Annotated in this window: 24 protein-coding genes; 9 read left to right on the forward strand and 15 right to left on the reverse strand. The window is 75.3% G+C overall.

Annotated elements, in window-relative coordinates; translation table 11 throughout:
• Positions 1 to 49: 49 nt before the first annotated feature.
• From WCD41_RS20735 to soxR, 4 genes are read left to right on the forward strand one after another with little or no spacing between them, the layout of a single operon-like run.
• Complete coding sequence (locus WCD41_RS20735) at positions 50 to 1234, forward strand: DUF2786 domain-containing protein (protein WP_337715886.1); 1185 nt, start codon at positions 50 to 52, stop codon at positions 1232 to 1234.
• A gap of 16 nt (positions 1235 to 1250) precedes the next feature.
• Positions 1251 to 1667, forward strand: a complete 417-nt coding sequence (locus WCD41_RS20740; protein WP_337715888.1) for a hypothetical protein — start codon at positions 1251 to 1253, stop codon at positions 1665 to 1667.
• Positions 1668 to 1696: 29 nt separating this feature from the next.
• The gene (locus tag WCD41_RS20745) at positions 1697 to 2239 is read left to right on the forward strand and encodes an NADPH-dependent FMN reductase (protein WP_337715889.1); all 543 of its coding nucleotides are present in this window, start codon (positions 1697 to 1699) and stop codon (positions 2237 to 2239) included.
• Positions 2236 to 2700, forward strand: a complete 465-nt coding sequence (soxR, locus tag WCD41_RS20750; RefSeq protein ID WP_337715891.1) for a redox-sensitive transcriptional activator SoxR — start codon at positions 2236 to 2238, stop codon at positions 2698 to 2700. The genes WCD41_RS20745 and soxR overlap by 4 nt, the downstream gene beginning before the upstream one ends.
• Here the strand turns inward: soxR and WCD41_RS20755 are convergent.
• Complete coding sequence (locus WCD41_RS20755) at positions 2693 to 3574, reverse strand: ABC transporter substrate-binding protein (protein ID WP_337715893.1); 882 nt, start codon at positions 3572 to 3574, stop codon at positions 2693 to 2695. The two genes, soxR and WCD41_RS20755, sit on opposite strands and share 8 nt — an antisense overlap.
• Before the next feature lie 63 nt (positions 3575 to 3637).
• Positions 3638 to 3982, reverse strand: a complete 345-nt coding sequence (locus WCD41_RS20760; RefSeq protein ID WP_337715895.1) for a nuclear transport factor 2 family protein — start codon at positions 3980 to 3982, stop codon at positions 3638 to 3640.
• Between the two features lie 71 nt (positions 3983 to 4053).
• Here WCD41_RS20760 and WCD41_RS20765 point away from each other — a divergent pair, with 71 nt between their 5' ends.
• Positions 4054 to 4923, forward strand: a complete 870-nt coding sequence (locus WCD41_RS20765) for a LysR family transcriptional regulator (RefSeq protein WP_337715897.1) — start codon at positions 4054 to 4056, stop codon at positions 4921 to 4923.
• Positions 4924 to 4950: 27 nt separating this feature from the next.
• Entirely contained in the window at positions 4951 to 5718 is a 768-nt protein-coding gene (locus WCD41_RS20770) for an EI24 domain-containing protein (RefSeq protein ID WP_337715899.1), read from the forward strand.
• Here WCD41_RS20770 and WCD41_RS20775 read toward each other — a convergent pair.
• From WCD41_RS20775 to WCD41_RS20805, 7 genes are all read right to left on the reverse strand, one after another.
• A complete protein-coding gene (locus tag WCD41_RS20775; RefSeq protein ID WP_337715900.1) occupies positions 5691 to 6893 on the reverse strand; it encodes a DUF2399 domain-containing protein in 1203 nt (400 codons plus the stop codon). The two genes, WCD41_RS20770 and WCD41_RS20775, sit on opposite strands and share 28 nt — an antisense overlap.
• A gap of 71 nt (positions 6894 to 6964) precedes the next feature.
• Positions 6965 to 7453, reverse strand: a complete 489-nt coding sequence (locus WCD41_RS20780; RefSeq protein ID WP_337715902.1) for an SRPBCC domain-containing protein — start codon at positions 7451 to 7453, stop codon at positions 6965 to 6967.
• The gene (locus tag WCD41_RS20785) at positions 7434 to 7799 is read right to left on the reverse strand and encodes an ArsR/SmtB family transcription factor (RefSeq protein ID WP_337715904.1); all 366 of its coding nucleotides are present in this window, start codon (positions 7797 to 7799) and stop codon (positions 7434 to 7436) included. The genes WCD41_RS20780 and WCD41_RS20785 overlap by 20 nt, the downstream gene beginning before the upstream one ends.
• A gap of 105 nt (positions 7800 to 7904) precedes the next feature.
• On the reverse strand, positions 7905 to 9065 hold the full coding sequence (locus WCD41_RS20790; protein WP_337715906.1) for a TIGR02678 family protein: 1161 nt from the start codon (positions 9063 to 9065) through the stop codon (positions 7905 to 7907).
• A 106-nt stretch (positions 9066 to 9171) separates the two neighbouring features.
• Positions 9172 to 10638, reverse strand: coding sequence for a TIGR02677 family protein (locus tag WCD41_RS20795; RefSeq protein ID WP_337715908.1), 1467 nt, complete (start codon positions 10636 to 10638; stop codon positions 9172 to 9174).
• Positions 10635 to 14744: a TIGR02680 family protein gene (locus WCD41_RS20800; protein ID WP_337715910.1), complete on the reverse strand. Its 4110-nt coding sequence runs from the start codon at positions 14742 to 14744 to the stop codon at positions 10635 to 10637. Before WCD41_RS20800 ends, WCD41_RS20795 begins: the two co-directional genes overlap by 4 nt.
• Positions 14745 to 14768: 24 nt before the next feature.
• The gene (locus tag WCD41_RS20805; RefSeq protein ID WP_337715912.1) at positions 14769 to 15656 is read right to left on the reverse strand and encodes a phosphotransferase family protein; all 888 of its coding nucleotides are present in this window, start codon (positions 15654 to 15656) and stop codon (positions 14769 to 14771) included.
• Positions 15657 to 15687: 31 nt separating this feature from the next.
• Here WCD41_RS20805 and WCD41_RS20810 point away from each other — a divergent pair, with 31 nt between their 5' ends.
• A complete protein-coding gene (locus tag WCD41_RS20810) occupies positions 15688 to 16419 on the forward strand; it encodes a YaaA family protein (protein ID WP_337715913.1) in 732 nt (243 codons plus the stop codon).
• A 147-nt stretch (positions 16420 to 16566) separates the two neighbouring features.
• Here WCD41_RS20810 and WCD41_RS20815 read toward each other — a convergent pair whose 3' ends face one another.
• From WCD41_RS20815 to WCD41_RS20825, 3 genes are all read right to left on the reverse strand, one after another.
• Positions 16567 to 17376 (reverse strand): serine hydrolase domain-containing protein, encoded by an 810-nt coding sequence (locus WCD41_RS20815; RefSeq protein ID WP_337715914.1) that lies wholly within the window; start codon positions 17374 to 17376, stop codon positions 16567 to 16569.
• A 17-nt stretch (positions 17377 to 17393) separates the two neighbouring features.
• Positions 17394 to 18299, reverse strand: a complete 906-nt coding sequence (locus tag WCD41_RS20820) for a serine hydrolase (RefSeq protein WP_337715915.1) — start codon at positions 18297 to 18299, stop codon at positions 17394 to 17396.
• Between the two features lie 86 nt (positions 18300 to 18385).
• On the reverse strand, positions 18386 to 19252 hold the full coding sequence (locus WCD41_RS20825) for a mechanosensitive ion channel family protein (protein WP_337715916.1): 867 nt from the start codon (positions 19250 to 19252) through the stop codon (positions 18386 to 18388).
• Between the two features lie 169 nt (positions 19253 to 19421).
• Between WCD41_RS20825 and WCD41_RS20830 the strand changes: the two genes are divergently transcribed.
• Positions 19422 to 20777, forward strand: coding sequence for a calcium:cation antiporter family protein (locus WCD41_RS20830; protein WP_337715917.1), 1356 nt, complete (start codon positions 19422 to 19424; stop codon positions 20775 to 20777).
• A complete protein-coding gene (locus WCD41_RS20835) occupies positions 20774 to 21736 on the forward strand; it encodes a hypothetical protein (protein WP_337715919.1) in 963 nt (320 codons plus the stop codon). The genes WCD41_RS20830 and WCD41_RS20835 overlap by 4 nt, the downstream gene beginning before the upstream one ends.
• 54 nt (positions 21737 to 21790) lie before the next feature.
• On the opposite strand, the gene WCD41_RS20840 is transcribed toward WCD41_RS20835, so the two are convergent.
• The 3 genes from WCD41_RS20840 to WCD41_RS20850 form a co-directional block, all read right to left on the reverse strand.
• The gene (locus WCD41_RS20840; protein ID WP_337715921.1) at positions 21791 to 22294 is read right to left on the reverse strand and encodes a hypothetical protein; all 504 of its coding nucleotides are present in this window, start codon (positions 22292 to 22294) and stop codon (positions 21791 to 21793) included.
• Between the two features lie 232 nt (positions 22295 to 22526).
• Positions 22527 to 23759 carry an ABC transporter ATP-binding protein gene (locus tag WCD41_RS20845; RefSeq protein ID WP_337715923.1) on the reverse strand — a complete coding sequence of 411 codons (1233 nt, stop codon included), beginning with the start codon at positions 23757 to 23759 and terminating at the stop codon, positions 22527 to 22529.
• Between the two features lie 6 nt (positions 23760 to 23765).
• A complete protein-coding gene (locus WCD41_RS20850; RefSeq protein WP_337715925.1) occupies positions 23766 to 24599 on the reverse strand; it encodes a carbohydrate ABC transporter permease in 834 nt (277 codons plus the stop codon).
• Between the last annotated feature and the right edge of the window lie 3 nt (positions 24600 to 24602).

Here is a 24602-nt window from a genome sequence, read left to right on the forward strand (position 1 = left end):
GGGGCCCGGCCCCGTCGAACCCTGTGACGGGAACGAGCGGGGAGGACGGATGGGGACGAGGGCGGGGTCGGACGACCCGGAGGAGGCCGCGCGGTTCCTGGCGGGGCTCGCGCAGGCCGGGGGCCGGGGGAGGGACGTCGCGGGGGTGCTGCGCGCGCGGTACGGGCGGTCGCGCGCCCTGGTGGCGGGCGCCGAGCTGGCCCTGCTCGACGCCGCCGACGCGGTGCACGAGCGGGGGTGGGGTGCGCGGGACGTCACCGAGGTGGTGCGCCGGCGGCTCTCGGCCGGACGGGTCGTGCTGGCCGTCGACGTGCTGAGCGCCGCGGCGGCGCGCCGGCCCCGCGGCGGGGTCCTCGACGCCGACCTCGCGGCCCTCGGTGGCGCACCGCCGGCGCGTGACGAGCCGCTGGTGGCGCAGTGGAGCTCGGTGCGGGGGCTCGATCCCGACGACGCGCTGGCCGCCTCGGTCGCGCTCGTGGGGCTCCTGCGGTGGCTCCCGACGCTGCCGTGGCTCGGGGAGGAGGCGCCGGCCCCCGAGGGTGTCGACGCCCGGGTGCTCGCCCGGGTCCGCGGGCTCTTGGCGAAGGCGGAGTCCACGGAGTTCCCCGAGGAGGCCGAGGCGCTCTCGGCGAAGGCGCAGGAGCTGATGGGGCGCCATGCGCTCGAGCAGGCGCTGGTCACGGGCCCGGCGGGGTCCGAGCCGCGGGCGGCGGCGCGGCGGTTGTGGATCGACCCGCCGTACGCGAGCGCCAAGTCCAATCTCGTGCACCAGGTGGCCCTCGCCAACCGGTGCCGCGCCGTCAGCCTCCCCGCGCTGGACATGGTCACGGTGGTGGGCCACGCGTCCGACCTCGCGACCGTCGAGCTGCTGGTCACGTCGCTGCTGGTGCAGGCCGACCGCGCGATGCTGGCCGCCGACGACGGGTCGGTGCCCCGCTCGCGCACGCGGTCGTTCCGCCACGCCTTCCTGCTGGCCTACGCCACGCGGATCGGCGAGCGGCTCACGGCGGCCGCGCACGAGGCGCAGGCCCACGCGCGCGCCGAGCTGGGCGAACGCCTCCTCCCGGTGCTCGCGGCGCGGGCCGAGGTCGTCGAGCGCACGGTGGGTGAGCTCTTCCCGCGCCTGACGAGGCGTCGGCTCAGCGTCGGCAACGGCGACGGCTGGGCCGCCGGGCGTGCCGCCGCCGACGCCGCCAGCCTCACCCCGGGCCGCGACGCGCTCGCCGAGCGGTAGGGGCGAGGATGGCGGGATGCCCGGCCACCGCGAGCGACGTGCCGAGAAGCAGCGTCGTCGCGACGCCAAGCGGGGGCGGGCAGCGGCTCCGTCCGCGCCGCAGGACCCGGGGCTGCCGCCCGAGACGCTGCAGGCGCTCCTGCGCCGGGCGGCAGCCGACCTCGCGGGTGGTGACGAGGGCGCGCTCACCGAGCTGCGTCGCGTGCTCGCCGAGCACCTCGCGCGCCGCCGGGAGCGGGTGCTGGCCGCGTGCGACGTGGTCACGGCCGAGGTGGCGGCGTCCGGTCCCCTTGACCTCGAGACCGACCTCGGGGCCGCCCTCGCGGCCGGGGAGACGGTGTCGGCCTGGGCCGACCGCACGGGGGTGCGCACCGAGGAGGCGGCGGTCGCGACGGTGCGCCTGCTCGCGTCCCTGCCCGAACCATTGACCTGAACAAAGGTCGAGGTCCTACGTTCGTCGACATGACCGAGAAGACCGTCCAGCTCGCGGTGGTGATCGGCAGCGTCCGCACCGGTCGCTTCGGCCCGGTCGTGGCCGCCTGGTTCGCCGAACGTGCCCGCCGCCGGCCCGAGTTGTCCGTGGACGTCGTCGACCTGCGCGACACCGGCCTGGACGCCGGGTTCGCCGAGCGGATCGGTGCCGCGGACGCCGTCGTCATCGTGACCCCCGAGTACAACCACAGCTTCCCCGGCCCGTTGAAGACCGCCCTGGACGCCGTCGGGGGCGAGCTGCGCGACAAGCCGGTCGGTTTCGTCGCCTACGGCGGCCTGTCCGGTGGACTGCGGGCGGTCGAGCAACTGCGCCCGGTGCTCGCCGAGCTGCACGCGGTGGGCCTGCGCGACACCGTGAGCTTCCACGGCGCGTCCGGCGCCTTCGACGCCACCGGGCACCCCCGCGAGGAGGTCGCCGACGCCGCGGCGACCGTCGTCCTCGACGCCCTGGTGTGGTGGGCGCGGACCCTGCGGCGCGCCCGCGACGAGCAGGCGGCGGGGAGCCCCACGTGAGCGAGCACGACCACCCCCGCCCCTACCCCGGCCAGGAGCTCTCGGTCGGCGAGGTCGCCGAGCGCAGCGGGGTCGCCGTGTCGGCGCTGCACTTCTACGAGCGCGAGGGCCTGATCCACAGCCGCCGCACGCCCGGCAACCAGCGCCGGTTCCGCCGCGAGGTGCTGCGCCGGCTGTCGTTCATCCGCATCGCCCAGCGCGTCGGGATCCCGCTCGCGGAGATCCGGGCCGCGCTCGACGGCCTGCCCGACGGACGGACGCCGACCCGCGGGGACTGGGAGCGGCTCTCCGCGCAGTGGCGCGAGGAGCTCGACGACCGCATCCGCCGGCTCCAGCAGCTGCGCGACGACTTCACCGGCTGCATCGGGTGCGGGTGCCTCTCGCTCGACCGCTGCGGGCTCGCCAATCCGCACGACCGCCTGGCCGCCGAGGGGCCCGGGCCGCGCAAGCTGGTCAGCTGAGGGTCGCGATCCGGCCCGGCGGCGGCGCCGCGACGGCGTCGGGGTGCAGGGCGTGCGCGATCGCCTCGATGCCGTCGACCAGGCGCGGGCCGGCGCGGACGACGTAGGAGGCCGAGTCGATGGCGACGAGGGGCACGCCGGGCAGGCGCTCGCGGACCGTCGCGGCCTGGGCCACGGCGTCGTCGAGCCCGAAGCCGCAGGGGGCGACGAGCACGAGGTCGGGCGTGTCGTCGCGGAGCTGCTGCCACGTGGTGGCGACGCTGCGCCCGCCGTCGATCCCGGCGAGCGGCTCCCCGCCGGCCCGGCGGACCATGGCCGGCACCCAGTGGCCGGGCAGGAAGGGCGGGTCGACCCATTCGAGGGCGAGGACCCGTGGTCTGTTCCGGTCGGCGAGGGCGTCGTCGATCTGGTGCAGGCGTCGTCGCAGGTCGGCGAGCAGGCGCTCGCCCGCGTCCGGCGCGCCCGCGGCGCGGGCGACCTCGGCGACGGCGTCGAGGACCTCGTCGAGGGTGTGGGGATCGACGGTGAGCACGGTGGCGTCGAGGTCCAGGTCGGCCAGCGCCTCGGTGACCGTGGCCTCCGGCAGCGCGCACACCCGGCAGAGGTCCTGGGTGAGCACGAGGTCGGGGGCCGCGTCGCGCAGGGCGTCACGGTCGAGCGCGTACTGCGGGAGGCCCGCCGCGGCGCGCTCGCGGACCGTGGCGTCGATCTCCGCGGGCGTCAGGCCGGCCGGGAGCGCGGTGTCGACGACGACCGGTCGCGTCGCGCGCACGTCGGGGCGGTCGCACTCGAAGGTGACGGCCACGAGGTCGTCGGCGAGCCCCAGCGCGCCGACGATCTCCGTGGCCGCGGGCAGCAGCGACGCGATGCGCACGTGCCCGACCCTATGTGAGTGAAATTGTGGGCTATAGCCCACAATTTCACTCACGTAGGCCGTTCAGCCCAGCAGCGGGCGCGGGTCGAAGATCGCGCGGATGGTCCTGGCGCGGCCGTCGACGACGTGCGCCCAGTTGACCGTGGGCATCGGGGCGTCGGTCTCGGTGGTGTGCAGGTCGTAGACCGTGCAGACGTCACCGCCGTCGAGGAAGACGTGCTTCACCTCGACGTCCGTGACGATGCTCAGCAGGCCGTGGAGAGCCGTCACGTTGTCCTCGACGCCCTCGACGTGGCCCATCGGGCCGTCGAAGACGACGTCGTCGGCGAGGACCTCGCGCAGCGACTCGGCGTCGTGGCGGCGCCAGCCCTCGAAGTAGGCGGTCATGGTCTCGGCGGGGGTGCGCATGCCCCTCAGCTTCGGCCGCGGGGACCCAGAAGTCGAAGAGCTGTCAGAGCTCGCTGCGATAACCTCCGCTGATGGAGCTGCACCAGCTGCGCTACCTCGTCGCGGTGGCCGAGGAGGGCGGGTTCACGCGCGCGGCGGCGCGGGAGCACGTCGCCCAACCGGGCATCAGCGCGCAGATCGCCCGCCTCGAGCGCGAGCTCGGGCAGGTGCTGTTCGACCGGTCGGCGCGCGGGGTGCGGCTCACCCCGGCGGGCGAGGCGGTGCTGCCGCACGCGCGGGCGGCGCTCGCCGCGGTCACCGGCGTCCGCGACACGGCCGACGAGCTCGCCGGCCTCGTCCGCGGGCGCGTGTCGGTCGGCATGGTGCGCGGCGGCGGGGTCGTCGACCTCCCGGGCCTGCTCGGCGAGTTCCACCGCGACCACCCCGGTGTCGGGATCCGGCTCGTCGAGGCCGCCACGGACGCGCTGCTCGACGGCCTGCGCAGCCACGACCTCGACCTCGCCTGGGTCGGTCGCGACGGCGAGCCGCCCGCGGACCTCGACGTCGACGTGGTCCTCGACGTCCCGCTCGTCGCGGCGCTGCCCCCGGACGGGCCGCTCGGCGGGACGGTGACGGTGGCCGAGCTCGCGGAGCACACGCTGATCGCCCTGCCGGTCGGCGCCGGGGTCCGGGCGGCGCTCGACCGGGCCGCCGCCGACGGCGGGGTGACGCTGCACCCGGCGCTGGAGGCGGGGTCGCCGCCCGTGCTCGTGGACCTCGCCCTGCAGGGCCTGGGGGTGGCGGTCGTGCCGTCACCGGCGGTCGAGCACCGCAGCGACGTGCGGTCGGTGCCGATCGTCCCCGAGGTGCGGGCGCAGATCGACCTCGCCCGGCGCCGCGACGCGCCGCTGAGCCCGGCGGCGCGCGCCCTGCTCGACCGCGCCCGGGCGTGGATCGCCTGACGCCCGGCGACCGGGAGGATGGGCACCGTGGACCTGGTGCTCGGCCTCCGCCTGTTCGTGCGCGGCGCGGTCACCGTGCTGCGGACCCCGCGCCTGCTGGTGCTCGGCGCGATCCCCGCACTGATCGTCTCCGTGCTCTACGTCGCCGCCCTGGTGGCGCTCGTGGCGTGGCTGCCCGACATCGCGACGGGCCTGACGCCCTTCGCCGACGGCTGGTCGGAGGCGCTGCGGACCGGCGCGCGGATCGCGGCAGGCGCCGCCGTGGTGGCCGCCGCCGCGGGGGTCGCCGTCGTCACCTTCGTCGCCGTGACGCTCGCGGTGGGCGGCCCGTTCTACGAGAAGCTCGCCGAGACCGTCGACGAGGGCATCGGTCCGGTGCCCGGCGTGGTGGAGCCGTCGTGGGTGCGCTCGCTGCTGCGCGGGGCCCGGGACGGCCTGCTGCTGATCGGGCTCTCGGTGCTCGCGGCGGTCCCGCTGTTCGTGCTGGGGTTCGTGCCCGTCGTCGGGCCGGTGCTCGGGCCGGTCGCCGCGGCGCTCGTCGGCGGTCGGCTGCTGATGATCGAGCTCACCGCGCCGGCCCTGCAGCGCCGCGGGCTGGACTTCGGGGGGCGGCGGCGGCTCCTGCGCACCCGGCGCCTCGCGACCTGGGGCGTCGGGATCCCGACCTACCTGCTCGCGGCGATCCCGTTCGTCGCGATCGTCGCCATCCCGGCCGCGTCGGCCGCCGCGACGCTGCTGGCGCGCGAGCTGCGTGGGGAGCCGACGGATCAGCAGCGCCCCGCCTCGATGACGTGAGCGGCGAGCACGTCGTCCATCACCCGCTCCTGCTCGATCGCCACCCCGGCGCGCTGGACCTCGCCCTGCAGGTCCGGGTCCCACGGCGTCGCCGGCACCGCCGCGGTGATCTCGGGCAGCGCGACGTCCGCCCGCGCCACGGCGTCCCGGTAGTCGTCGACGCCCATCCGCCACGGCACGACACCCCGGTCGGCGAGCCGGCGCGTGATGCCGAGGCCGCCGACGTCGATGTCGCCGTGGTGGCGGACGACGGCGCCGGCCTGCCGCAGGGCGTCGATCAGGGCCAGCGCGCCGGACGTCGGCTCGCCGCTGGTGCACAGGAGCGGCGCCGCGAGCCGTTGCTGGGCCGCCAGTTCGAGCAGGCGCGGGTTCTCGACCGAGAGCACGACGGTGGCGGGCGGGACCTCGAGGCGGAGGTCACGGGTGGTCAGCGTCGTCAGCGGGGCGGGCGCGCCGGCGGCGGTGAGGGCGCGGACGCCGGCGGCCACCCCGTCGCCGAGCAGCGGGAGCGCCCAGGTGAGCGTCGGCACGGAGACGACGTCGCCCGGCAGGCCGGCGTCGGCCCAGAGGTCGGTCTCCGTGGCGTCGCTCCCGGCCCGGTGGACGAGGGCGGCCCGCACCCACCGTCGTTCGAGGGTCCCGGGGTCGAGGGCGTGCGCGGAGCCCAGGACGCGGGCGGCGACCTCGCCCCGGCTGCGGCGGTGGTCGGCCTGCTCCAGGACCCTGGTGACGACGTCGACGGCGCGTGCCGCGGTGGCAGCGTCGGGGACCGACGGGCGCACCGACGCCACCCAGGCCGCGACCCACGGTTCGGGGCCGAGGCGCTGGTCGGCGGCGGCGATCAGCGTCGTGTCGCGGTCGTCGCGGCGTGAGCGCTCGTCGTCCCGTGCCTCCTTGCGCCCGGTGGGGGCGTGGCCGGCGGCGGTGAGGACGGCGACGAGGTCGGTGCCACGGGCGGCCAGGCCGGCGTCGAGGGCGGCGAGATCGAGGCGGCGCCGCACGGTGGCGAAGCGATGGCCGAGCACCTCGCCGATGCGGGCGTAGACCTGCGGATCGAGGCCCTGCGGGAGCGCGACGGGGCGGCGGTCGGTGAGGCCGCGGCGGTCGAGGGCGGCGGAGACGGAGCGCCAGAGCGGGTCGAACGCCGGCTCGAGGAGCACGGGCGGAACGGTCACGAGCGCCTCGCCTCCATGATCCACGGAAGAATACGGACGCTCAGTGTCAGCGACGCCACGCCGCTGACACGTCAGGCGGGGGCGTAGGCCGACCAGTCGGGCATGGGGGTGCCGGCGAGGCTCGCGCCGAGGCGGTCGAGGTACCAGCGCCAGCCGGCGTCGACGTCCTCGACCTTCATCCCGTCGACCAGCCGCTGCGCAAAGACGAGGACGGCACCCGTGCCGTGGGGTTCGACGGCGAGGTCGAGGAGCCACGCCTGGTCGTCGGGCGCCGGGAACTCGACGCGCAGGTGGCGCGGCGGCTCGCAGGCGAGGATGCGCACGTCGGCCGGCTCGTCGACCTCGCCGCCCGCGTCGACCTCGCCGGTGAGCGTGAACGAGACCGTGCCACCGACACGGGGCTCGGTCTCGCTCGTCCAGGTGCCGATCCAGCGCCCGAGCCGCTCGGATTCGGTGATCGCGGCCCAGACGTCCTCGACGGGATCGGGGTACTCGCGGCGCCAGACGGCCGTCGTCGTGCCGTCGGGATCGGTGCGGGTGTCAGCCGGCGGCGTGGTCATCGGCGTCTCCTTGGTCGGTGGCGCGGCGAGCTCGCCGGCCGCGGTGCATCTCGGTGTCGAGGGCGTCGAGCCGGCTCGCCGGACCCGGTCGTGCGAGGGGGCGGAACCGCTCCAGCCAGGCGTCGAGCTCGGCCAGCGGGCGGCGGTCGAGGGCGTAGATGCGGTGCTGGCCCGCGGCCCGCGAGGTCACGAGCCCCGCCTCGCGCAGCACGCGCAGGTGGCGGCTGATCGCGGGGCGGCTGACGGGGAAGGCCTCGGCGATCTCGCCCGCGCCGACCTCGCCACCCGCGAGGCGCTCGACGATGGCCCGGCGCACCGGGTCGGCGAGCGCTTCGGCGGGGAACACGATCCGATATGTAACTATACCGTTCATTAACCGTCAAGTTACGCACGCTGGTCGAGTGCGTGGCGCTACGGACGCTCAGTGTCTGCGGAGCCACTCCGCTGACACTCACAACAAGGTGGGCTGGGCGTCCTCGTCGTCACCCTCGGCGACGGTGACCGCCGGGGCGTAGCGCGCGGCGGCGGGCAGGACGCGCAGGGAGCCCTCCCCCTCGCGCGACACCAGCCGCATCGCCTCGAGCACCGCGACCACGTCGGCGGCGAAGCGCTCGCCGTCGGCGATCGCCGCCTTCGACCAGTAGCGCCCGTACTCGCCGACCAGCTCCCCCAGCACCTCGCGCACCGACGGCCACGGGATCGGCTCCGGGTCCTCGGCGGGCCGGAACTGGTAGATCAGCTCGCTGACCAGCAACAACGCGGCATGAGCCACGGTGCCGCTGCCCGGGAACGCGATGTCGGAGCAGCCGCCGTCGACGTCGAGCGCCGCGAAACCCTCCTCGCGCGCCTCCACGACGAGACCCGTGCGCGCCTCGATCCGGCGCGCCTCGTCGCCCGCGTGGCGGCGGAGCTCGGCAAACCGGGCGGGCTCGAGGTCGTCGGCGAGGACGACCGGGTCCTCGACCAGACGTCGCCGTGCCGCCGTCGATGCCGATCCGCGCTCGCGGGCCCGCACGAGCAGGTCGTCGGCGGACTCGGCGCCCGCGACCGCGCCCGTCGGCAACAGCGCCATCCGGTCGTTGCGGACCTCGAGCAGCGCGTCGGCGTCGGCGTCGTGCTCGTAGAGGCCGACCCCGCGGTCGAGCTCGCGGACCATCCCGTGCGCGATCAGCCACCGCAGCGCCGTGACCAGCGCACGCCGCGACGCCGTGTCGGTGTCCACGACGACCCCGGCCTCGGCGGCGGCGGAGTGCACGCCGTTGACGAGGTCGCGCAGGCTCGTGCGGTCGGGCCCCGAGGTCGTCGCGGCGAGCACCAGCGCGAGCGCCGTGTACTCGGCGGGCGTGAACGCGCGCGGCGTCGTCGAGATCGTGCGCAGTGGCCGGTCCGGCGGCACGTGCCCGACCTTCACCAGGCGCGCCGTGTCGGCGGTGACGACGAGGCGGTAGTTCAGCTCCTGCGTGAACCACGCGTCCAGCGCGTCGGCGTGCCGCCGCACCAGGGCGACGATCTCGGGGTCGGCCTCCGCCGTGCGCCAGGGCCGCGCCAGCAGCGCCCGCGTCGCGGTGACGAGCTCGCCGTCGCGCTGCGGGTCGCTCCGGGCGGCGGTCATCGTGGACCCTCGCGGTCCGCAACGAACGGGTATCTCGTGCGCCTAGAAGCCAGCGAACGTCCAGTTGAGCACGCCGATAGGGCGTTCGCTGCAACAGGGTGAGCGCTCACGGCGCCGGCTCCACGGTCAGGGTGAGGTCGCGGACGCGCAGGGCGCCGGCGTGGGTGGGCACGGTCGTCGACGTCCCGGGCGCGCGGACCACCGTGCACCGCACCCCGTCCAGCGCCACCGTCCCCGACGCCGCGGCCGGGCCGAGGTCGGCGACGGCGCGGGTGAGCACGCGCTGCAGCTCGCGCAGCGCCGGCTCGGACAGGCGCGCCGCGAAGCCGTCGGCGCCGACCTCCAGCAGCTCGGCGCGCGCCGCGGCGGCACGCTTCTCGGTCTCGGCGCGCCGGGCCAGCAGGTGGCGACGCTCCTGGCTGCGGTCCTGCACGCGGCTGGTGCGCCCGCGGCTGGTGGCGTCGCCGCGCTCGCGCAGGCTGATCGGCACCTGCGCGGTCGGCGCGTCCCACCACGACACCGAGGCGTCGACGGGGTCGGTGTCGTCGCCGCCCGCGCCGCGGAGGTGCCGGGCGCCCGCGAGCCCGAACGCCGCCGCCGCGAGCTCGTGGGTCGCCGACGGGGCAGAACGGTCGAAGAACAGCGCCAGCCGCAGGTAGTCGGCGCGCCGCGACGCGCCCGCGGTGCCGGTGCGCGAGAGGCGGGTGAGGTTCTGGGTCAGGGTGCGGACGGCGTCGACGGCGTCGCGCTCGAGCACCTGGATGCGGCTGGGCCGCCCCGCCCCGCCGACGAACCACGACGCCAGGTTGTCCCAGTCGGCCACCGACGCACCCGGCTCCCGACGGACGCGCACCGACGACAGGCCGGCCGCCGCGACCCGCGCCGCGAGACCGTCGGCGGCCCGCTCGACGATCACCGGAACCCGCGGCAGCACCGTCTCGAGCAGCGACGCGAGCGGGCGCGCCCGGCGGCGCAGCGCCTCGAGCCGCTCGCCGACGTAGCCGACCAGCACCTCGGAGAAGAACGCGAACTCGTCCTCGTCGAGGTCGAAGCGCGACTGCCACTGGTTGATCGCCGCGAAGAACTGCGTGATCTCCGCCGAGAACGCGACGTGGGGGTCGAACACCGCCCGGACGGCCTCGGCGAGCTTGTCCGGCGGCGCGGTGGCGGCGTCGAGGCCCACGAGCAGATCGAGCCCGGCCCGCAGCTGGTCGAGGCGCCCCAGCGACACGTCGCGCACGTCGTCGACCTGCGCGAGCACGCCCTCGACGAGGTCGTGCACCTCCTGGCCGACGCGGGTGATCAGGTAGCGGTTGCGGCGCCGGTAGTAGTCCTCGACCGTGCCGACCTGGCCCACCGACGCCGACACCTCGAGGTTGCCCCAGCCCCGCAGCGCCTCGAGCCGGGCGGTCACGGTGGTCTCGTCCAGGTCCGAGTCGAGGCGCGCGGTGACCTCCGCCGGCGTCAGCTCCGCGAAGAACGTCCCGGCGAACACCGCGAGGATCTCCCGGTACTCCGGCGACTCGGTGACGTAGGCGAAGACGGAGGTCCGGACGCCGGCGGAGCCGGTCACGCCGTCACCTCCAGCGTCGACCCGTCCCACCGGTAGTGCACGAGCGCGATCGCGCGCAGCTCCGGGTCGCGCAGCACCTCGGTGATCGCCAGCGCCGGGACGGTCGGGTGCGTGCCCCAGAGCCGTTCGGAGGTGACGACGAAGTCGACGTCGAGGTCGACGAGCAGGCCGAAGAGCTTGGCGTGGTTGTCCTCGGAGACCTTGGCGAACGCGTCGTCGAGCAGCACGAGCCGGGGCGCGCCGACGCCGTGCGGGTCGTGCGCGGCGGCGCTCGCGGCCGCCGCCGCGGCCATCGGCAGCACCGTGACCAGCTTCTTCTCGCCCTCCGACAGCGTCGTGCGGCGGGTGAGCAGCTCGTCGTTGCGGCCCGGGCGGCGCAGGTAGAGGCGCATCTCGTGCCAGGTGCGGTAGTCGAGGACCTCGCCGATCACCGTCCGGTACGACGCCTCCGGGTCGTGGGCGCGGGCCTGCTCGACGAGGGACTTCACCGCCTCGCGGACCTGGTGGTCCTCCTCCGGCGTGCGCAGGTCCGGGTGCTTGCCGAGCAGCTCCAGGGCGGTCGCCGTCTCGGGGTCGAGGTCGCCGCGCGGGCGCCAGTCGAGCCGCACGCCGATGCCCTGGCTGGACGTGACGCCGCGCAGGATGCGGTTCATCCGGTCGACGAGCTCGCGCGCGGAGAACAGCGCGTCGGCGACCTCGCGGGCGATCCGGCCGTGCAGCAGGTTGCGCAGCGCCTGGTCCTGCTGCGCCGAGAGCAGGCTGGTCGCGCGACGGCGCTGCACCGCGACCCGGTGGACCATCTGCGCGAGCACCGCCCGCGACGGTCCGCTGACGTGCACCGCCAGCGGCATGCCGTCACCGCCCCGGCGGCTCTCGATGTCCCAGCCGCTGGCGAGGTCGTCACGGGCCGTGCGCAGCGCCTTCTCCAGCGCGTCCTCGCTGACCGCCCGCCCGGGGGCGGGGAGCCGGGTGCGCAGGGCGTCGACGAGCTCCTCGGCGCCCTCGACGGTGTCGGCCACCGACGGCAGGGGCTCGGGGGCGGACTCGTCGGCGTCGTCGGGCTCGTCGGGCTCCACCTCGACCGGGCGCTCCGCCGCCTGCAGCAGTCCCGGCACCGCGGCGGCCTCGGCGAGCCGGCCCCGCGCCGACCGCGCGGCGTGCTGCTTCTCGTCGAGGGCCCGGCGGGTCTCCTCGAGCGTCATCTCGGCCTTCGAGAGCGCCACCGCCGCCGCGGTCTGCTGCTCGCGCGCCTCGTCGAGGATTGCCGCGATGGTCCGCAGGCGCTCGTCCAGCTCGCCGACGCGCGCGGCGACCTTGGCCGGCTCCTCGCCGAGGGACTCCTCGATCGTCGTCAGCTCCGTGCGCACCGACGCCGCCCGGCCGCTCGCCTCGCGGTGCTCGCCGACGGTGCTCGCGTGGTCGGCGGCGTCGCGTTCCCACGCCGTGATCGCCTCGCGCCACGCGCGGGACGTGCGGGCGACGCGGTCGCGCGCCGAGTCGACGGCGGCGAGCGCCCGTTCCGCGTCGGCGACGGCCTCGAGCAGGCCGTCGAGCCGGTCCGGGTCGGTCGGCACGCCCGCCGCGGACGCCGCGCGCGACAGCGACGCCCAGGCCTCGTCGGCGCGGCGCCGCGCGTCGCCGGCCGCGGACGCGAGCTCGCGGTGCCGGGCCTCGGCGCCCTCGGCATAGCGGACCGCGCCCGTCGCGGCGGCCACCGCATCGTCGACCCCGCGCGTGCCGGGCAGCTCGGCCACGAGGCGGCGCAGGGTCTCGGCGTGGGCGCCGAGGGCGTCGGCGACGGTGCTGGCGGCGTCACGCCGCACCCGGGCGTCCTCGATCGCCGCCGTCAGCTCGGCGAGCCGGCGCGCCCGGGCCTGCGCCCGCGCGCCCGCGCCGACGTGCTCGGCGGTCGCCTTCGCGTGCCGGCCGCGCAGGGGGCCCGCGGCGAAGCTGCCGTCGGTGGCGACCCGGACCGGCCCGGCGCCGACGCCGACCGCGGCGAGCACCCCCGCGACCGCCTCCACCGGCACCGCGCCGGTGTCGACCGGCGTGAGCAGGGTGTCCAGCGACGGGCCCTCGACCGGGTCCGACGCGGCCACCACGAGATCCCCGACCCGCATCGTCCCCGTCGACCCGTCCACCTGCGCCGTGAGCAGCCCCGACGCGTCCAGCGCAGCTTCCAGACCGGCGCGCTCGTCGTCGTCGAGGTGCTCCCGGAAGTCGACGAGCGAGGCCAGCAGGGTCCCGTCGGCGACGTCGGCGTCGGTGCGCCAGGACCCGCGCGGCAGGGGCAGCTCGGCGGCCGACTCCACGCGCTCGTGCTCGGCCCGCAGACCGGCGAGCTCGTCGTCGATCTCCTCCATGCGGGCGCTCGCGCGGCTGCGGGCGCGGTCGAGGGCGGTCGTGACGTCGTCGGCGGCACGCCGGGCCCCGGTGCGGCGGACCTCGGCGGCGCGGCGGAGGTCGTCGTCGGGGGCCTCGTCGGGGGCGTCGGGCTCGGGCGCGGAGAGCGTCAGCCACCCGGCGGCGCCCCCGGGCTCGGCGGGCGGCACCGCGGCGGCGTGCTCGGTCAGGCGACGGGTCCAGCCGGTGACGGCCTCGGCGTGCTCGTCGGCGGCGGCTCGTGCGGCCCGGCGGGCGGCGGCGGCCTGCTCGGCGGCGGCCTCGTGGGCGGCCTGCGCCTCGGCGGCGGCGGTGTCGGCGGCGTCGGCGACCTCGGTGGCCCGGCGGGCCCCGCGGGCGTGCTCGGCGACCTCGCGGACGGTCGTGCGGTGGGTGCGCAGGGCGTCGGCGACGTCGGTGAGCACCAGATCCGCGGCCGGGTCGTCGTCGTCCTGCGGGACCTCGATCGTCGTCTCGCCCGCCTCGTCGCGGCGGGGCTCGGTGGCGGGGACCGGCGGGTCCGGCAGGCGGCCCGCGATTCCCGGCGCGGAGGCGGCCCGGGCGGCGTCGGCGACGGCGCGGAGGTGCTCGGCGACACCGGCGAGGTCGGAGTCGAGCTGCCCGCGGGTGGCGGTGACGGTGGCGGCCGCGGCGACGACGCGTTCGCGGGCGCGGCCGCGGTGGCCGTCGAGGGTGGCCACGTGGGCATCGGCGCGGGCCACCTCGTCGCGGCGACGGACGAGGTCGGCGTGCGCGGTGTACTCGGGCAGCGCCGCGAGGCCGGCCCGTTCGGCGGTGGCCTCGGCGTGCTCGTCGGCGAGCTCGCCGGTCCGCCGTCCCGCCGCGTCCTTCGCCGCGGTGGCCTTGTCGAGACCGCCGCGGTCACGGTCCACGCGCTTCGCCGCGGTGCGGGCGGCGTCGACCGCCCCCGCGGTGTCGTCCACGACGGCGGCGAGCACGCGGCGGGCGTAGTCGGTGTAGACGTCCACCGCGCCGTCGAGCGCCTCCGCCGTGCGGGCGAGGTCGGTGACGTTGCGGCGGTGGTCCTCGAGGTCCTCGAGGGGCTGGGCCGCGTCGTGGACGGCGTCCTCCGGCACCGGCGGCAGGGCCTCGCGCAGCGTGCGGGGCAGGTCGGTGTCGATGCGGTCGCCGACGCGGGGGTTGCGGACCTGGTGGAGCAGCCGGAAGTACGCTGTCGGGTCGACGCCGCCGAAGAACCGCCGGGCGATCTCGGCGCGGTACTCGGCGGTGGACGTGAACACCTGGCCGCGGTGGCCGAGCTCGGAGCGCAGCACGTCGATCGAGAACGGGACCTCGGCCTCGGTGAGGCGCAGGTCGATCCGCACCCGGCGGTCGGTGGAGAACCACCAGACGGCGACGCGGTCGGTGCTGCGGTTGGCGCGGATGCCGCAGCCGACGGTCCGGTACTCGCCCGCCCGCTCGAACTCGATCCACAGGTAGCCGGTGCGCTGCGTGTCGTCGTGGTCCGACAGCATCCAGCTGCGCAGCACCCCGCGCTGCTCGCCCGCGGCGTCGATCTTGCGGACGTCCGCCTCGAGCAGGAACGGCAGCAGCATGTTCATCGCCGTCGACTTGCCCGACCCGTTGACCCCCCGCAGCAGCAGGCGTCCGCCGGCGAAGTCCAGCACCTCGTCCTGGTACTGGTAGACGTTCAGGATCCCGGCGCGGGAGGGCTTCCAGCGCAGCTGATCGTCTGCAGGCACCCGGACGAGGGTACGGAGCCGGGTTCAGGTGCCCGCCAACCAGTCGGGGTCGCCGACGCGGTCCAGCACCTCGCGCGGGGTGCCGGCGAAGCGCGGGTCGCCGGCGGCGCCGCGCTGCCACGTCAGGGCCCGGGCGACGACGCCGGCGCGGCAGGCGGTCTCGGCGAGGGTCCGGAGCTCGCGGCTGTCACCGAACACCTCCAGGTAGGCGTCGCGGGGCCGCGTGATCGCGGGGTCGGTCTCGCTGACCCGCAGGGTCCGGCGCAGCGAGCCGAGCGCCACGAGCAGGCTGGCGAACGGGTGGGCGAGCACGGCGTCGCCCCAGTCGGCGAACCGGCCGTCGCGGAGGACGTTGCCGACGTGCAGGTCCTGGTGGTCGACGGTGTCCGGCGCGGTGCCCTCCAGCTCCTGCGACCACCGTCGGACGAGGTCGCGGGCGGGGTGGCCGCCGATCGTCGCGAGGGCCTCGTCGTAGCGGGCGGGGAGCGCGGGTGGGGTGGCGTCGGTGACGCCGAGGGCCGCCATCTCGTCGCGGTGGGCGGCGACCCGCCGCTGCAGGTCGGCGTAGCGGGGCAGGGCGGCGGTCAGGGCCGCGGACGGCTCGACGCCGTCGTCGCGGACGCTCGGGCCGGTGTCGGGCAGCAGCAGGCGGTGACGGTCGGGGTCGACGGCGATCGGGGTCGCGACGGCGTCGGGGGCGACGAGGGCGAGCAGGGCGTGCAGCCCGACCTCGGCGGACATGCCGGGCGCGGGCTCCTTGAGCCACAGCGGGCCCGCTGAGGTCGGGACGCGCAGCACTGTCGACCAGGCCCGGTGGCGCTGGGTGACCTCGCCCGTGGGGTGGTGCCCGGTGACCGCGGCGATCCACGCGAGGACCTCGTCGCGCCAGGGCTGCGTCCCGCGGGTCGTCACCGGGTCACCGTGCCCGACTACCGTGCCGGGCGTGCTCGTCGTCCTGCCGCCCTCGGAGACCAAGGCCTCCGGCGGCCGCGGGCGCCCGCTCGACCTGGACGCCCTGTCGTTCCCGACGCTGAACCCGACGCGCAAGGCGCTCGTCGACGAGGTGGTGGCGCTCGCCGCCGACCTCCCCGCGTCGCGGGCGGCGCTGGACGTCTCGGAGCGTCAGGACGACGAGATCGCCCGCAACGCCCGCCTCTGGACGTCGCGGACGGCGCCGGCGCTGCGCCGCTACACCGGCGTGCTGTACGACGCGCTCGACCCGGCGACACTGACCACCGCGGCGCGGCAGCGCATCGTCGTGTGCTCGGCGCTGTTCGGGCTGGTCGGGGGCACCGACCCGATCCCGGCGTACCGGCTGTCGGGCACGAGCGCGCTGCCCGGACGCGACGGGTTGCGCGTCACGTGGCGCCCGGAGCTGATGCCGCTGCTCGCCGAGCAGGACGACCTCGTCGTCGACCTGCGCTCCGGGCCGTACATGGCGCTGGGCCCGGCGCGCGGCGCCGTCACGCTCGACGTGCACAGCGAGGCCGCCGACGGCTCCCGGACCGTCGTGAGCCACGCGAACAAGGCGCACAAGGGCCAGGCGGCGCGGCTGCTCGCCTCGTCCCGGCGGCGCCCGAAGGACGCGCGCGGTGTCCTGGCACTGCTGCGCGATGCCGGCCTGCGCGTCGAGCAGGCGTCCGAGAACGCGCTGGTCCTCGTCGTCCCCCGCTGACGCTCGCGAGGCACCCGGGTGTCTCAGCGTGGCGGCCACGCTGACGTCCAACGTCAGTATTTCCCCCACCTCGATCTGTTCAAGATCGTGGTGGCTTTCCTGACGTCCAACGTCAGCGTGGCCGCCAGGCTGGAACACCCCGGGCGGCTAGTGATCGGCGAGGACCGCGTCGGCGAGGGGTGGCCAGGCGGCCTTGGCCCAGTCGCCGAAGTCGCGGTCGGTGAGGGCCACGCACGCCAGCCCGGCGTCCGGGTCGACCCACAGGAACGTCCCCGACTGGCCGAAGTGGCCGAACGTGCGCGGGGAGTTGGTCGCGCCCGTCCAGTGCGGCGACTTGCCGTCGCGCAGCTCGTAGCCCAGGCCCCAGTCGTTGGGCTTCTGGTGCCCGAAGCCGGGGATCGTGCCGTTGAGCCCCGGGAACTGCACCGAGGTCGCCTCGTCGAGCGTGGACCGGTGCAGCAGGCTCGGGGTCGCGAGCTCGGCGGCGAGGCGCAGGAGGTCGTCGACGGTGGAGGTCGCCCCGTGCCCCGGCGAGCCGTCGAGCGTCGTCGACGCCATCCCGAGCGGGGCGAGGACGGCCTCGTGGAGGTAGTCGGCGAACCCGATGCCCGTGGCGTCCTCGATCGTCGACGCCAGCACCTCGAACCCGGCCGACGAGTACAGCCGCCGCGTGCCGGGCTCGGCGACGACGCGGTGCTCACCGAACGCCAGCCCCGAGGTGTGCGCGAGCAGGTGGCGCACCGTCGAGCCCTCGGGCCCGGCGGGCTGGTCGAGGGTGACGGCCTCCTCCTCGACCGCCACGAGCGCGGCGGTCGCCACCAGCGGCTTGGTCACCGACGCGAGCGGGAACCGGCGGTCGGTCGCCCCGCGCGTGCCCCGCACCGTGCCGTCGGCGGCGACCACCCCGGCGGCGGCGTGGTCGACGGGCCAGTCGTCGATCTGCGCGAGGCTCTGCACGCCCGCGACCCTAGGGGTCAGCCGGCGAGCGCATCGCGGGCCGCCGAGGCCGCGTCGTCGAGCACCGAGCGCGCGGCGTCGTACCCCCGCGGCTGGTTCGACAGGAGCACCACGACGTAGCGGCTGCCCTCGTCCGGGAAGCCCGCCGAGTGGAGGTCGACGCTCGACCCGATGCAGCACAGCCACCCCTGCTTCGCGGCGGCGGTCCCGCGCCGGTCCGGGTCGAGGAGGCCGAAGCCCTGGTCGAAGCCGTCCGCGGCCGTCGCGGGCGCCGCCTCGAGCGCCTGCAGGACGAAGTCGCGGTCGGCGGGCGACAGGCGGGTCGTCACGTACCCGTAGAGCGCCGCCACGTCGCGCGCCGAGGTCCTGACCTCGCCCCACTGCCCGGACGAGGCGGGCGGGCTGGTCCGGCTCAGCCCGAGCATCGAGGCCACCCGGCGGATGCCCTCCGGGCCCCCGTACGTCGACCACAGCGCGTTCATCGCCTCGTCGTCGGACAGGCTCAGCGCGCGGCGGAAGCGCTGGTCGTCGCCGGCCGACGTCGTCACCTGGCCGGCCTCGCGGCGGCTCAGGATGTCGACGATCGTGAACAGCTTCGCCACCGACGCCGCCCGCAACGGGGTGTCGGCGTCGTCGTTGGCGGCGGTCTGACCGGTCGTGCGGTCGAGGACCGCCACCCCGAGCGTGACGCCGTTGCGCTCCTGGCCGGCGGGCGCCGTCGCGTCCACGGCCTCCTGCGCCCGGGAGGGCGCGGGTGGCGGGGCGGTGGTGCTCGACGGGGCGACCGACGCGGGCGCGGGTGGCGGGGTGACCACCGGGGCCGGCGCCGGTGCCGGGGCGGCGGTCGCACAGCCCACCGCCGTCGCCGCCGCCACGAGCAGGGCGGCGACGAGACGGGTCCCGCGACGGCGGCCGGCGATCACGCCTGCATCCTGCGCCCGCCGGGGTGAGGTCCGCGCGTCGTACGGCCTCCCGCCCGAAGACGTCACACGCCGGGGAGGCCGTCCGGTCACGCCGCGAGCATCACCTCGTCCGCCCGCAGGGCGGCGACGACGCGCTCTGTCATCGAGCGCTGGACCGCCCACTGGCGGCCCGGCTTCGTGCGGACGGTCAGGCGCAGCGTCATCCCGGACGCCGACAGCGACTCGACGCCCAGCACCTGCGGCTTCTCGAGGACGTCGCCGCCGTGCCCGTTCTCGTCGATCGACGCGACCGCGGCCTCCTCGGCGGTGGTCGCGGCGCGGGTCACGTCGGTGTCGAGCGCGAGCGGGACGTCGACGACGGCGACGGCGTGGTCCTGCGAGCCGTTGCCGACGCGCTCGATCGTCCCGTTGCGGACGTACCAGACCATGCCGGTGACGTCGCGGACCGTCGTGGTGCGCAGGCCGACCCGCTCGATGGTCCCGACCGCGTCGCCGAGGTCGACGTGGTCACCCACGCCGTACTGGTCCTCGAGCAGCATGAAGATCCCGGACAGGAAGTCCTTGACGAGGTTCTGGGCGCCGAAGCCGATCGCCAGACCGACGACGCCCGCCGAGGCGAGCACCGGCGCGAGGTTCACGCCGAACTGGCCCAGGACCATCATGAACGCGGTCCCGAAGATCAGGATCGAGGCGGCGTTGCGGATCACCGAGCTGACGGTGCGCGCGCGCTGGGCGCGGCGGGCGGATCCGAAGGCCTGGATGCGGTCGGCGTCGGTCACCCCGCGGCGCTTGCGCAGCAACGAGAGCAGGCCGGGGACACCGGCTCCGTTGGCCACGTGGCCGATGACGCGGTTGACGACGAACCGCAGGACGACGGCGATGGCGACGATCACGGCGACGGCAACGCCGGTGTGGATCAGACCATCCAGGGTCAGGGCAGGCGCGAACGGCACGGCAACCACCTCGGGGAGCGGGGAGCGTCGGTCAGGGAAGCCGGGCGACCACCGTGCCGGAGCGTCGGGACGCTCGCAAACCGCCTGGGTAGAGGCTCCCGGGATGGGCACGGTGAGATGGAGCCGATCGAGCGGGTGTGAAACCGGGATGAGGGGTAGACAACCGGACATGGCGACGACGAGCGCGGGCACGACCCGTCGCGGCGACCGTTCCCCCCTGCTCGTCGCGCTCGCGGCGGCCGTCGCGGTACCGGGCCTCGTGCTGCGGATCGGAGGGCTGCACCTCTCGCCGCCCGTGGACGCGCTGCTGTTCGGCGTCGCGATCATCGGGGCGGCATTCCTGCTCTCCTGGGCCGCCGAGGCCGCCCAGGTCGACATCTCCGCCGGCCTCGCGATCGCGCTGCTCGCGCTCGTCGCGGTGCTGCCGGAGTACGCCGTCGACTTCGTGTTCACGATCCAGGGCGGCAACGCCTACGCGCAGTACGGGCCGACCTGCCTGCCACCGGGTTCGACGGAGCAGTCGCCCTGCGGGCTCGCCCTGGCCAACATGACCGGCGCCAACCGGATCCTCGTCGGCGTCGGGTGGGCCCTGGTCGTGCTGCTCGCCGCCGTCCGGCTGCGCCGCGGGGGTGCCGACGCGGGGCAGGCGGGCGGCGCCGGCACCTCCCACGAGCCCGGTCGCCCCACGACCGTGACCCTGCTGCGCACCGACTCGGTGCCGCTGGTCTTCCTGCTCATCGCCACGGTCTACTCGCTGACGCTGCCGCTGCGCACGAGCATCACGATGGTCGACTTCGTGGTCCTCGTCGGCATCTTCGTCGCCTACAGCATCCGCGTCGCCAAGGCCCCGGCCGAGGACCCCGACCTCATCGGCCCGTCGGCGTGGGTCGGGCGCATGGACGCCCCGCGCCGGCGCACCGGCTACATCGGGCTCTTCGTGGTCGCCGCGGTGATCATCGTGCTGTGCGCCGAGCCGTTCGCCGAGTCGCTCGTCGAGACCGGTACCGAGCTCGGCATCAGCCAGTTCTTCCTCGTGCAGTGGCTGGCCCCGCTGGCCTCCGAGGCACCCGAGCTGCTCGTCGCCGGCCTCTACGCCTGGCGGCTGAAGACCACCGACGCGCTCGCCACGCTGGTGTCGTCGAAGGTCAACCAGTGGTCGCTGCTCGTCGGGACGCTGCCGCTCGTGTTCGCGCTGTCCGCGGGCTCCCTCAACGGGCTGCCGGTCGACGCCATGCAGCGCGAGGAGCTGCTGATCACCGCGGCGCAGTCGCTGTTCGCGGTCTCGCTGCTCGTCACGCTGTCGATCAACGTGGTGGGTGCGCTGAGCCTGCTCGTGCTCTTCATCGGCCAGTTCGTCCTCGCCGCGACGCTGCCCGCTCCCCTGCAGGAGCTGGAGCTGCTGATCCTCTCCGGGATCTACGTCGGGGCGGCGATCGTGCTGTTCGTCCGGCACCGGCACGAGTTCGTGCGGCTGCTGCGCGACGGCCTGCGCACTCCGTACGCCGACCTGACCGAGGCGAAGTGAGCGACCGCAAGCTCGCCGTGATGCTCGTGCACGGCGTCGAGAGCGCCGGCGAGCAGTACGCCGCACGCGCCATCGCGCTGCTGCGCGAGGAGTTCACCCGCATCGCGGGCGTGCCCGCCGACGACGCCCTGGTGATCAAGCCGGCGTTCTGGGCGCCGGTCTTCGAGCGCGGGCAGGAGGAGCTGAGCGACCGGATCACCGGGCGCGGCGCCCGCTGGCTCGTCGAGATCCTCGACGGCCTCGCCGCCCGCGCCAGTCAGGGGTCGACGACGGCGCTCCTCGCCGCGGCGTCGACCGCGGGCCTGCGCTGGCTGCCCGGCCTCGACGACGCCCACTTCCCGACGCTGCGCTGGCTGATCGTCCACTACCTCGGCGACGCCGTGGCCTACCAGTCGGGCGCCGACGGCACCGGGCACTACCAGCAGGTCCAGGCCGTGCTCGCCCGCACGCTGCACGACCTCGCCGTCGAGGCCGGCGACGACGCGCCGCTCGCCGTCCTCGGTCACAGCCTCGGCAGCGTCGTCTCCAGCGACTTCCTCTACGACCTGCAGACGGACGCCCCACTGTCCACGGGCGCCGCCCGCGTCCTGGGAGACACGCCGATCGAGCGCGGCGAGACGTTCGGGTGGTACTACACGCTCGGCAGCCCCCTGGCCCTGTGGGCGCACCGCCACCCGGACTTCGGCAAGCCGCTGACCGTCCCGCATCCCGGCTTCGCCGCGCGGCACCCGCGCCAGCGCGGAGAGTGGGTCAACGTCTACGACCCCGACGACGTCATCGCCTCGCCCCTGCGCCCGCTCAGCGAGGCCTGGGCCGACGCCGTGAGCGAGGACCGGCGCGTCGGCGTCGGGCCCTGGTGGCTCGGCTGGACCCCGCTGGCCCACCCGTACTACTGGAACGACCGCCGCGTCGTCACGCCGATCGCGTCGTCACTGGCGCAGGCCTGGCACCGGCTTTGACCTCCGGTCTCGTGCGTGCTTGCCCGTGCTCCGGCACGGGGAAGCGCGCACACCTCACTCACCACGCCCGCCGGCGTCGGTGATCCGCCGGCACTCCGCCGCGCCCGGGGAGTTCGGCGACCGGACGCATTGCCGATAGGCCTCGGCGTCGGTCTGCCCGAAGATCACCGGGCCCTCGTCCGCCTCCTCCTGCTGGGCACGGGAGCGCGACGTCTCGATCTCGGGGCAGTCGTGGTTGGTGATCACGTCGGGGTTGGCCGGATCGTCGAACCGCGCGTCCTCCTCCGGGGCGCAGCGGTACACGGCGGTGCGCGACGTCCGCGGGGCGCGCGTGGTGGTCGTCGGGCGCGCCGAGGTCGGCGTCGAGGTGACCGCCGGCGGCAGGGGCGTGGCCCGCGCCGTCGGAGCCGGCGCCGGCGTCGACACGACGGCGACGACGGGCGCGACCGGCGGCACGACGGTCTCGTCCAGGCGCGCGATCTGCAGCCCCGCGCCGACACCGAGCGCCACCGTCGCGGCGGCCAGGGTTCCGGCGGCCCACGAACGGATCTCCGACACGCCTGCGTGTCGCGTCGACCCCGCGCGCGGTTACCGTCGTCACCCGATCGTGTCCGACGGCGCCGCGAGCGGCACGTACAGCATGATCGACAGGGTCTCGGGGATGCGGAACGTGCCACTCGTGGCGGTACAGCAGGCTCCTCGCGGGCGTGCGGTACGGGCGAGGGGCGCCCCTCGCCCGTCTATCCGAGCGAAGGTGCCCTTCGCTCAGAACCCCGCTGGGCTGCGCACCTCAGACCTTCGCCCGCGACACCTGCTCGATCCGGTCCTCCGCGGCCTCCTCGGTGAGCTTGCGCCCGGCCTCGGCGTCGCGGGTGAGGTTCTCGCCGGTCTTGGGGTCGAAGACGTGGACCTTGCGGGTGTCGAGCCAGAACTCGGCCTCGCGACCCTCGCGGATGCGGCTCGTGGAGTCGATCGACACCACGGCCTGGGTCCGCAGCTGGTCGGAGTCGAGCTCGCGGGAGAGCTCCTTGAGCTGCTCGGCGATCTCGGCGGGCGCCTCGTAGGGGATGTAGGCGTACTGCGCGTCCCCGAGCCACTCGGTGACGTCGACGCGCGCGCTGAACGTCGTCCCGTGCGGCTTCTTGGCCTCGTCGACGAGGCTCGCGTCCTCGAAGTACTCGGGGCGGATGCCCACGAGCAGGAGGTCGCGGCCCTTGACCTTCTCGGCCCGCTCCGCGCCCAGCTCGACCTTGCCGAACGGCGTGGAGAGGCTGGTGCCCTCGACGCTCGCGGGCAGGAAGTTCATCGGCGGCGAGCCGATGAACCCGGCGACGAAGAGGTTGACCGGCTGCTCGTAGAGCTCGCGCGGCGAGGCGACCTGCTGGATGACGCCCTTGCGCAGCACGCAGACCCGGTCGCCGAGGGTCATGGCCTCGGTCTGGTCGTGGGTGACGTAGACCGTGGTGATGCCGAGGCGGCGCTGCAGGCGCGCGATCTCGGTGCGCATCTGGCCGCGGAGCTTGGCGTCGAGGTTGGACAGCGGCTCGTCGAACAGGAACGCATCCGCGGAGCGCACGATCGCCCGGCCCATCGCGACGCGCTGGCGCTGGCCGCCGGAGAGGTTGGCGGGCTTGCGCTCCAGGTGCTCCTTGAGCTCGAGGACGCCGGCGGCCTCCTCGACGCGCTTGCGGACCTCGTCGTCGGACACCTTCGCCAGGCGCAACGGGAACGCGATGTTCTCGAAGACGCTCAGGTGCGGGTAGAGCGCGTAGTTCTGGAACACCATCGACAGGTTGCGGTCGCGGGGCGCCTTCTCGTTGACGCGGTTGCCGGCGATGACCATGTCGCCCGAGGTGATGTCCTCGAGCCCGACGATCATCCGCAGCAGCGTCGACTTCCCGCACCCCGACGGCCCCACGAGAATCATGAACTCGCCGTCGGCGATGTCGAGGCTCACGTCGTTCACGGCGGGGTAGCCGTCGCCGTACTGCTTGACGATGTGGCTCATCTCGATCGAGGCCATGGTTCGTTATCCCTTCACGGCGCCGTTGGTGAGACCGGCGACGATGCGCCGCTGGAAGAGCAGGACGAGCACCACGACCGGGATCGTGACGATGACCGCGGCGGCCGCGATGGGGCCGTTCGGCGACTCGAACTGCGAGGCACCCGAGAACAGACCGAGCGCCGCGGGCACCGGGCGGGCCGCTTCGGTGGACGTCAGGGAGATGCCGTAGACGAAGTCGTTCCAGGCGAGGAAGAACGCGATGATCGCCGTGGTGAAGACGCCGGGGGCGGCCAGCGGGACGATCACCTTGCGGAACGCCTGCCACGGGGTCGCCCCGTCGACCTGGGCCGCCTGCTCCATCTCCCACGGGATCTCGCGGAAGAACGCCGACAGCGTCCAGATGGAGATCGGCAGGGTCAGTGACAGGTAGGGGATGATCAGACCGGGCCAGGTGTTGTAGAGGCCGATCTGCCGCCAGAGGTTGAACAGCGGCGTGACGATCGAGATCACCGGGAAGATCGCCACCGCGAGCGCGGTGGACAGGATGAGCTTCTTGCCGGGGAAGTCGAGCCGGGCGATCGCGTACGCGGCGAACATCGAGAGCAGGCACGAGATGAACGTCGCGATGATGCAGATGCCGAACGAGTTGACCAGCGCCGGCAGGAACAGCCCGGCGGCGTCGCCGACGAGGATCTGCTCGTAGTTCTCACCGGAGAACACGGTGGGCAGGAACTGCCCGTTCGAGATGTCGTCCGAGGACTTGAACGACAGCGAGATGATCCACGCCACCGGGAAGAGGCAGTAGATGACGATGATCAGCCCGCCGACACCCCAGCCGACCTTTTCGCGGGTGGACACCGG

The organism is Actinomycetospora aeridis (assembly GCF_037400275.1).
Lineage (GTDB): Bacteria > Actinomycetota > Actinomycetes > Mycobacteriales > Pseudonocardiaceae > Actinomycetospora > Actinomycetospora aeridis.